This window comes from Aeromonas sp. QDB63 (assembly GCF_027707425.1).
Lineage (GTDB): Bacteria > Pseudomonadota > Gammaproteobacteria > Enterobacterales > Aeromonadaceae > Aeromonas > Aeromonas caviae.
Genome location: NZ_JAPCIS010000002.1, coordinates 253,944 through 262,363, shown reverse-complemented (window position 1 = coordinate 262,363; position 8,420 = coordinate 253,944). Strand labels below are relative to the sequence as shown.

General features: G+C 56.2%; 8 protein-coding genes. 2 read left to right on the top strand and 6 right to left on the bottom strand.

Annotation, left to right across the window (positions count from 1 at the left end; translation table 11 throughout):
- The first annotated feature begins 160 nt into the window (after positions 1-160).
- A complete protein-coding gene (locus tag PG879_RS02745) occupies positions 161-499 on the top strand; it encodes a hypothetical protein (protein WP_333563496.1) in 339 nt (112 codons plus the stop codon).
- Between the two features lie 725 nt (positions 500-1,224).
- Here PG879_RS02745 and PG879_RS02740 read toward each other — a convergent pair.
- Together PG879_RS02740 and PG879_RS02735 are read right to left on the bottom strand one after the other, a co-directional pair.
- Positions 1,225-1,869 (bottom strand): site-specific integrase, encoded by a 645-nt coding sequence (locus tag PG879_RS02740; RefSeq protein WP_270829686.1) that lies wholly within the window; start codon positions 1,867-1,869, stop codon positions 1,225-1,227.
- Positions 1,870-1,922: 53 nt separating this feature from the next.
- The gene (locus tag PG879_RS02735) at positions 1,923-2,459 is read right to left on the bottom strand and encodes a hypothetical protein (protein ID WP_270829684.1); all 537 of its coding nucleotides are present in this window, start codon (positions 2,457-2,459) and stop codon (positions 1,923-1,925) included.
- Positions 2,460-3,002: 543 nt separating this feature from the next.
- On the opposite strand from PG879_RS02735, the gene PG879_RS02730 reads away from it, so the two are divergent.
- Entirely contained in the window at positions 3,003-3,929 is a 927-nt protein-coding gene (locus tag PG879_RS02730) for a L,D-transpeptidase family protein (RefSeq protein WP_041212511.1), read from the top strand.
- A 71-nt stretch (positions 3,930-4,000) separates the two neighbouring features.
- Here PG879_RS02730 and PG879_RS02725 read toward each other — a convergent pair whose 3' ends face one another.
- The 4 genes from PG879_RS02725 to fldB form a co-directional block, all read right to left on the bottom strand.
- Positions 4,001-4,378 carry a VOC family protein gene (locus PG879_RS02725; RefSeq protein ID WP_010673739.1) on the bottom strand — a complete coding sequence of 126 codons (378 nt, stop codon included), beginning with the start codon at positions 4,376-4,378 and terminating at the stop codon, positions 4,001-4,003.
- Between the two features lie 142 nt (positions 4,379-4,520).
- Positions 4,521-5,861, bottom strand: coding sequence for a TldD/PmbA family protein (locus tag PG879_RS02720; RefSeq protein WP_102948445.1), 1,341 nt, complete (start codon positions 5,859-5,861; stop codon positions 4,521-4,523).
- Complete coding sequence (locus tag PG879_RS02715; protein ID WP_113977467.1) at positions 5,861-7,261, bottom strand: TldD/PmbA family protein; 1,401 nt, start codon at positions 7,259-7,261, stop codon at positions 5,861-5,863. The genes PG879_RS02720 and PG879_RS02715 overlap by 1 nt, the downstream gene beginning before the upstream one ends.
- Positions 7,262-7,771: 510 nt before the next feature.
- Positions 7,772-8,290, bottom strand: a complete 519-nt coding sequence (fldB, locus tag PG879_RS02710; RefSeq protein WP_270829683.1) for a flavodoxin FldB — start codon at positions 8,288-8,290, stop codon at positions 7,772-7,774.
- Positions 8,291-8,420: the final 130 nt, after the last annotated feature.

Genomic DNA, 8,420 nt, shown 5'->3' with positions numbered 1-8,420 from the left:
ATGGATACCGTGTCTCCTTTCCCGGGGAATGGCTATGGCACAGCGAAGGTGTAGCACTATTGGGATCAGTTATTTAGTACTGAACATAGCTCCAAGACTACCTCTTAAGTTAAGAGGGGCGAAGTGTCTGGATCTTCAAGGGGCCAATCTAAGGATATGTTTGGAGGAGCGTCGTTCGCTTAGCTCAAATATAGCCAAGTTGCTTCATACATGGCTTTCATTCAATATCAATCATGGCTACCACTTATCTCCTTATATAGATACCCTAGTACAGCGGATTTGGGGAGAGCCATGCAAGCCTCACCAATCTAAATCAAAAACAGAGTATGAAAAAAAAGAGATAAGGCGTAAACGTGCTGAGATTGTTACTGCATTGAAGCAGCTCAGCGAGTTGGACGGCTGGAGAGTTCGGTTTAATGACAAGGTTGGCTCTAATAGGCAGGTTGAGGTGAAGCGTTTAAGAGTCATCAATGGGGCTGTAGAAAAGAGTAACCCATGACGTTAAAGCGATGTACGCCGTCAGCGTTAAAGCATGGTACGTTGCTACGTTAATTCATGGTACGAAAATTGATTGTGAAATCTCTTGCAGCCCTTGCCCTACAAGGGCTTCAGCCATTTCGTTTTTCAGCTGTTTAAGAAGATCTTCTTAAAAGAAGACTCCTCTTATTACGAAAAAAACTCAGTATCTCTATTGCTCAGTGTAAAACACTGAGCATCATGATGGCCAGTTCCTTTTCTGTTCGCTATGATGTCAATCTATACGTTTTAAGCTTAGTGGCCATACACAGAATTAATACCAGCCATGAAAATGGTATTATCACCCTCAGCCCTCATCTTGAGATAAGTGGGTTCATCATAATGATGTTCATAGAAATAACCACCTCTTCATGGAAAATCATGGAAAAGTAGTGTGCCATCGAATTTCAATTTGGCTGGTAAACAATTAACGATTTCCATAACTAAAAATAGTAATGCCATCTGTTCATAAAAAAGTCCCGACCATATACAAGAATTTATGCGGGTGTCAATTTTTTGATAAAATGAGGGCGAAGCCCTAAAATTTTAAAGCGAAGCGCCTAATAATACAAATCGAATAACAACGAAGTGGCACGAGCGTGTGCGAAGCTAACACGCGGGTGTTTAAATTTCAATTGTGCTCAGATATCACTCACTCGCTATGGTAGTGATAGTATTTTTATTCAACGTTAGAAATCTATCTATTTATCATTTGTCTTTTTTATTTCTATCCAATTCAGCAGTTCGAATTCGTCTCATAGTTGCATGAGAGTAGTGCCGTTCGATCATTTTTACGCTGTTGCCGACCTGCGCAGCAATGTGTGCAAGCGGCTCTCCCCTAAGTATCTCATTAGTTATATAGGTATGCCTGAACCAATACAATGTTCCTTCAACTTCCATCTCATCAGCGAAAGATCGCCAAATTTCGGCAGGACGTTTTAGTTCGAATAGGCACTGGCTTGGAGCCTTAGCTTTGGCTTCAGAAATTTTTTCAAATCCCTGTATTTTAGCTAGCGGAGACATTACCTCAATTATAACCTTGCTCTCCTGCCCACTCCTTGAAATAATCATCTCACGGCCCTCTTTTATCGTGCCCTCCATTTTCCCCTTGCGTACTTTTAAGTAATAATCTTTTTCTGTTTTTAGATCATCCCATCTAACACCAAGTGCCTCATTCCCTGTTCTAATACCGGTTAAATAAAGAAACCTGCAATACAAGTTAAAAATTACTCTATCGGTGTTTGTTGGGGATAATGATTGCCATTTAGTTAATTTATCAAAAATTGTTTTTATTTGATTAGGTTCCCAGCACTCTCCTTTTATAATATTTTTAGTTTCTACTTTATTGCTCATGTCAGGTATCGAGCTTATGAGGGCTTGTTCTTTTGCTTCAAGCAAGATCCTTCTCAATACAATATGGATTGAGTTGGCAAGTGATTTTCCTGGAGCATCATGAGTCTCACAGTATTTATTCCAAAACAGTCTAACTGATCTATCGTTGATGCTAGCAATCTCTTGCTCACAAAATATGGAAGGAGGTGATTCTTGATCAGGCTAATGTAGTATGTATCTATAGGCTTAGAGCGCTTCAAGTAGAATTGAACGATTTCATTCGCTATTGTTTTAAACGTAATACCCTTTTTAAGCGCAACACCACTCGATAATTTAATTTTTAACATCAGTGCTATTTGATGTGCTTCGGACGTTGCATCTCGTAAGTCGAGTTTCCGTGTGCTCTGACGATAGTCATAAATGCCATCTGCTGGTTGATGGACTCTACAGTGCCATCTGGAGCTGCCTTTTTGTTTGAATAGTGTTATGCCCCCGCCCAAATCATGACGATTTTTGAACGTGCTCTGACTGTCAGCCTCGATCCTCTCTGCCAGCATTCTAGCCAAGTCATGTACAGAAAATTTACTCAACACATCGATCAAATCGCTCATGAGAAGCCCCTAATACTCAACGCAGTCTCATACTAGCATTGTGTATAGTTCCATGGATATCAATTTGAAGATTGTTGTAAGTGACTGAATTTATGGCGGTATGTTATATTGCGTTCTGATTGCAAATCAGGACGGCGCCACCTGATGGCGTCGTGTGGGTTCATCGGTGGCGCGACCGTCTTCGACGCACGGCCATCCGATGGGGGTACATCGGAGCAGGAGGTGACTCGATACTCCGGATATACGGGGTGCAAGATTGTACTCGTGACCGCCTCGTCATGCAATTTGGGACGACCCTGGCATACCTGCGCCATGTTCATTTTACGCTCAGACTGGGGTTGCTAGAGTGCAAGGGGTGAAAGAGGCCCCCGAGTTGGCGGTGAAATGGATCTTTTCGGCGAAAAAGACCATCTCCAAGTTGAAATTTTGCCCTGCTCGGGAAAGAATGCGCGCTCGGTTGTTGGTCCCCGGTGACGGGTCCACAAGAGACCGATGATGAGCAGGGCAAAGGCCCACAGGAACAGGAAACCATACAGGAATTTTATGAATCCCCTTCGCATTGCCGCTTCGGCTCTTTTATGTACGCTGGCGCTGGTCAGCCAGCAGGCCGCCGCCGTTGAATACCAGCTGCCTGCAGCCAACAGCCGCCTGATCGGTGAGAACCAGGAATACGTGGTGCCCGCAGACAACCGTCCGCTGGAGCAGATCGCCTCCGACTTCCAGCTGGGTCTGACCAACATCATGGAAGCCAACCCGGGCGTCGACCCCTACCTGCCCAAGGCGGGCAGCACGCTGATCATTCCCCATCAGCTGATCCTGCCCAACGCTCCCCGCGAAGGGATCGTCATCAACGTGGCGGAGATGCGTCTCTACTACTACCCGAAGGGCAAGAACGTGGTGCATGTGCTGCCCATCGGCATCGGCCAGCTCGGGGTCAACACCCCGGAGAACTGGATCACCAAGGTTGAGCGCAAGCGTGCCAACCCGACCTGGACCCCGACCGAGAACATCCGTCGCCGCTACGCCGCCCAGGGCAAGACCCTGCCCGCGGTCTGGCCGGCCGGCCCGGACAACCCCATGGGCCTGCATGCGCTCTACATCGGCAACCTGTACGCCATCCACGGCACCAACGCCACCTTCGGCATCGGTCTGCGGGTGAGCAGCGGCTGCGTGCGCCTGCGCGCCGACGATATCAAGTACCTGTTCGATCACGTGCCGGTCGGCACCCGCGTCCAGTTCGTCAACCAGCCGGTCAAGACCACGGTCGAGCCGGATGGCGGTCGCTACATGGAAGTGCACGAGCCGCTGTCGCGCACCGAGGAAGAGTTCAACTCCACCGCCTCCGTGCCGCTGCCCATGACCCCGGCTACCACCCGCTTCATCGCCCACGCTGACAGCGATTCCAACGTGGTCAAGCAGGTGCTGGAACAGCGTACCGGCATCCCGACCCGCCTCAATCCAGAGGCGTAATGGCCGGCAAGTGCAGTTAAACAACAACGGCGACCATCAGGTCGCCGTTGTTGTTTCTGCGTATCCGGACGTCAGCTGGCTGGTGGGGCATAGAGGGCAAGCCAGTTGCCTTCGGTATCCTCGATGATGACCCTGGACCCATGACCGCTGCCGATGCTGTGCAGAGGCTCCAGCACCCGCCCGCCGAGCCGTGGGACCAGCAGCTCTGCCTCCTGCAGCCTGTCACCGAGGGAGAGATAGATGAGGGGACCGGCACCGCCGGGCTGGTGATATTTGTCCATGGGGCCGAGACAGGCCGCCGCGTTGCTGCCGTCGTGGCGCAGCATGGCAAAGCGCATGGTCTCTTCCTGGATGGGGGTGACCTGCACATCGAGCAGGGCCGAGTAGAAGTCCATGGCGCGATCCAGATCCCGTGTCGGAATATCGGCCCAGACCAGGGTGTTGTCCATCGTCGTATTCTCCAGAGTTCCCGGCCAACGCGGTCGGTGGCTCTTTGAGGTTAGAAGTGGCTGTCGGGGGGCGCCATGGATAAAAAAAGCGGCGCCTGATGGCGCCGCTTGAAGGGGGAAGAGCCGAGTAAGGCTCCCCTTCTTATTTGCCGGCAATGCTGAGCCCGCCAAAGCGGATCAGCGGGGCATAGAAGTCCTTGCCATCGTCGTGGTGCAGCTGGTTGCCGACCGCTTCCAGTTCCCCGAGCAGACGATAGAAGTTGCCCGCCACCGTGATGCCGCGTACCGGCGCCACGCGCTCGCCATTGCGGCAGAGGAAGCCGGAGGCGCCGAACGAGAAGTCTCCGCTCACCGCATCGGCCCCGGAGTGCAGGCCGTCCAGCTTGACCAGCTCCAGGTACTCACCGCTTTGTACCTCGGCCTCGCCGTGGGGGCCGAGCCCGAACACCAGGTGACGAGGGGCCACGTCCAGGGCACTGCGGGCACTGCGGGCGGCTGCACCGTTGCTCGTCACGCCGAAGTGGCGGGCGGTGGCGCTGTTGTGCAGCAGGGTCTTGAGCTCCCCCTCGCCGATGAGCAGGAGATCCGAAGTGGCGGCCCCTTCGCCGTCAAACGCCTTGATCTTCATGCCCCCCGGCATATAGGCACGGCTCTCCAGGGTGAGCCAGCGAGACGCCACGCTTTGGCCCAGCTTGTCGCGCCAGGGGTTGATCCCCTGCTGGGCCCACTTGCCAGACAGGGCGGACTGGAAGCAGCCAAACAGGCTGGCAAAGCAGTGGGTGCTGAAGATGACGCTGTAGCGACCGCTCGGCACCGCCTCACCCATCAGCAGGCCATCGGCCACGGCGTGGATCTGGCGGATGAGAGGCTGGCTCTCCAACTCGTCGAAGCGCCGTGCGTACTGTCCCTGGTAGTGCATGGACTGGCGGCCCTCCCGCTCGATGAGAGCGGAGCTGTGGCAGCCGACGCTGAATTCCTGATGTTCACAGATGCTGCCCTGGCTGTTGGCAAGCCAGAGGCGGCTCTCCCCCTCGAAGAAGCCGTTGTAGGGGGCGCCGGTCACGTCCGGCAGGGCCAGCATGTCGGACTCGAGGCACAGGGTCAGGGCGATCTTCTCTTCCACCGCCGTGGTGTCGGCCTGATGTATCTCGGCGCAGTCGGTGATGAGCCTGCTCTGCTGCACTGTGATGCGCTGATCCGGGTCCACCTTGGCGAAGCGGCTCGCATCGAGCGCATCCTGCACCATGGCGTCCAGGGCCGACGCGTCGAGGGACTCGGAATAGGCGATGCCGACCCGGCCTTCCTTGATGAGGCGAATGCCGATCTGCTGGCTGCTGGTGACCTTGTATTCACTGAGCTCGCCCTTGTCGGCCTTGAGGGAGAAGGCCTTCTCCTGATTGGCGATGACGTCTGCCTCGGCACCCAGATCGGCGACCTGGTCCAATAGACGGGCAAGCAGTTGGTTCATGTCGAGTTGGCTCATCAGGCGTTCCCTCCGACCAGAATGTTGTCAACCTTGAGCGGCGGCTGGCCGACCGAGGCGGGAATGGATCCGGAGACCGAGCCGCACATGCCGGCGGAGAGGGCCAGATCGCGCCCCACCATGGAGATCTCCTTCAATACCTGCGGGCCGGTGCCGATCAGGGTGGCCGACTTTAGGGGCCGGGTGATCCTGCCCCCCTCGATGAGGTAGGCCTCCTGCACGTTGAAATTGAACTCGCCGGTACCGGGCTGCACAGAGCCCCCCCCCATCCGCTTGGCATAGATACCGTGCTCCACGGTTGCCAGCATGTCGTCGAGGCTGTAGTTGCCCGGTTCGATATAGGTGTTGCGCATGCGGGAGGCGGGGGCGAACTTGTAGGATTCCCGGCGCCCGGAACCGGTGCGGGCGTAGCCGGTGCGAAGGGCCCCCATTCTGTCCACCAGGAAGCCGGTCAGCACGCCGTCCTTGATGAGCTGGGTGTGCTGGGTCGCCATCCCCTCGTCATCGACGTTGATGGAGCCCCAGGCGTTGCCCTGCAAGCCCTCGTCCACCGCGCTGACCGCGGGGTTGGCGATGAGTTGGCCCATCTTGTCGTGGAACACGGATGCCTTCTTGGCCACCGAGGTGGTCTCCAGCAGGTGACCACACGCCTCGTGGAAGATGACGCCGCCAAAGCCGCTCTCCATGATGACCGGCAGCTTGCCGCTCGGGCAGGGGGCTGCTCCCAGCTTCACCAGTGCCTGGCGGGTAGCGATGAGAGCCAGCTCGCGGGGGTCGATGCTCTCGGCATGCTCCCATCCCTTCATGGCACCGGGGGCTTCATAGCCTACACTCTGCTCGCCCCCGTCCAGGGCGATGGTCTGAGCCATGATGCGGTTGTAGTGGCGGCGATCGCTCACCTGCACCCCTTCGCTGTTGAAGATCTCCACCTCCTGCTCCCAGCCGAGCACGTTGCCCGAGAACTGGCTCACCTTGTCGCTCTCGGCGCGGGCCGCAGCGTCCATGGCATGCAGGTAGGCGATCTTCTGCTCCAGCAGCTTGTCGGCCGACAGCGGCAGAGCGATCGGGTTGCGGTCGGTCAGGCGGGTGAAGTCAAAGGCAGTGGCGGTGACCACGGGGTCACGCCTGTCCTTGGCCGCCAGCAGGGTAACGATGCGCAAGAGCTCGTTGCGATCGGCCAGGTTGGTGTAGCCGTAGAGCACCTTGTGGCCGTAGCACAGGCGAACGCCGATACCGAAGTCGAGACCACCGCTGATGTTCTCTATCTGGCTGGAGAGCAGGCTGAGCTGGCTGCGGCGCTTGCGCTCCACAAACAGCTCGGCGAAATCGGCCCCGAGTGCCAGCGCGTGATCGAGCACGTCGCGGGCGATGGCGGGGGCCAACAGGGAGAATGAAGTCATAGAATATCCTTTTCTGGTCTGTCCGTTTGCTTCCGACACCCGGCGTTGTGTTGTTATGGGGTGTCGACCTCATTGTTGCAGACCAGAAGCAAAAAGTCGCTATAGCGTCAGCCGATGATACCAAACGAGAAAATCGGTGCGATTTATGCGCCCGGCAGCCCGAGCGCAGGCTACCGGCAGGGGAGGTTTGCGCCGTTCATGGCGCTCGTTTTATATGAGGTCGACCCACTGCTCGATACGGGGTCGGTCTGGTCGTCCATTGGCTGGCGTCGTTGAACATCCAGGCGATCAGGATCAGAGCAGTTCGTGGATCTCACTCAGGAGCTGGTCGACCCACTGCTCGATACGGGGTCGATCTGGTCGTCCATTGGCTGGCGTCGCCGAACATCCAGGCGGTCAGGATCAGAGCAGTTCGTGGATCTCGCTCAGGATCTGGTCGACCCACTGCTCGATGCGGGGTCGATCTGGTCGTCCATTGGCTGGCGTCGTCGAACATCCAGGCGATCAAGGTCAGAGCAGTTCGTGGATCTCGCTCAGGATCTGGTCGACCCACTGCTCGATACGGGACTCAGTCTGGTCGTACTGGTTGGCGTCATCGAGGGCCAGCCCGACGAAGTGACGGCCATCGTCGATGAGCGCCTTGGAGGCGTCAAACTCGTACCCCTCGTTGGGCCAGTAGCCCACCAGCTTGACCCCCTTGGGGACCAGCTGATCGTGCAGCAGGCCGAGGGCATCCTGATACCAGTCCCCATAGCCCAGCTGATCGCCCATGCCAAACAGGGCGATGATGCGTCCCTCCAGATGCAGGTCGGCGATGTCTTCCCAGCGAGATTCCCAGTCCTCCTGCAGCTCGCCGAAGTCCCAGGTGGAGATGCCCAGGATCAGGATGTCGTACTCCTGCATGCGGGCGAGGGGCACATCCTTGATGTTGTGGAGATCGACCAGCTCGGGGCCGATGAGGGCGCGGATCTTCTCGGCGGCCATCTCGGTGTAGCAGGTGGTGGAGCCATAAAACAAACCTATCTTCATCGCTCTTCTCTTGATCGCAGTCGGCAAGGGGCGTGACCGGCACAGCGGCGCCCGGGGGGAGGGCGCCAGTCTAGCAGATTGCGCCGGGCTCTTCACCGCCTGAGGGGATGTGCAGCCTTGCCTTGCGGCC

What these genes read in the sequence shown, in the direction of transcription:
- PG879_RS02740 (WP_270829686.1), bottom strand. Translation starts at nt 1,869, where the DNA reads ATGAGCAATAAAGTAGAAACTAAAAATATTATAAAAGGAGAGTGCTGG.
- PG879_RS02735 (WP_270829684.1), bottom strand. Translation starts at nt 2,459, where the DNA reads ATGAGCGATTTGATCGATGTGTTGAGTAAATTTTCTGTACATGACTTG.
- PG879_RS02730 (WP_041212511.1), top strand. Translation starts at nt 3,003, where the DNA reads ATGAATCCCCTTCGCATTGCCGCTTCGGCTCTTTTATGTACGCTGGCG.
- PG879_RS02725 (WP_010673739.1), bottom strand. Translation starts at nt 4,378, where the DNA reads ATGGACAACACCCTGGTCTGGGCCGATATTCCGACACGGGATCTGGAT.
- PG879_RS02720 (WP_102948445.1), bottom strand. Translation starts at nt 5,861, where the DNA reads ATGAGCCAACTCGACATGAACCAACTGCTTGCCCGTCTATTGGACCAG.
- PG879_RS02715 (WP_113977467.1), bottom strand. Translation starts at nt 7,261, where the DNA reads ATGACTTCATTCTCCCTGTTGGCCCCCGCCATCGCCCGCGACGTGCTC.
- fldB (WP_270829683.1), bottom strand. Translation starts at nt 8,290, where the DNA reads ATGAAGATAGGTTTGTTTTATGGCTCCACCACCTGCTACACCGAGATG.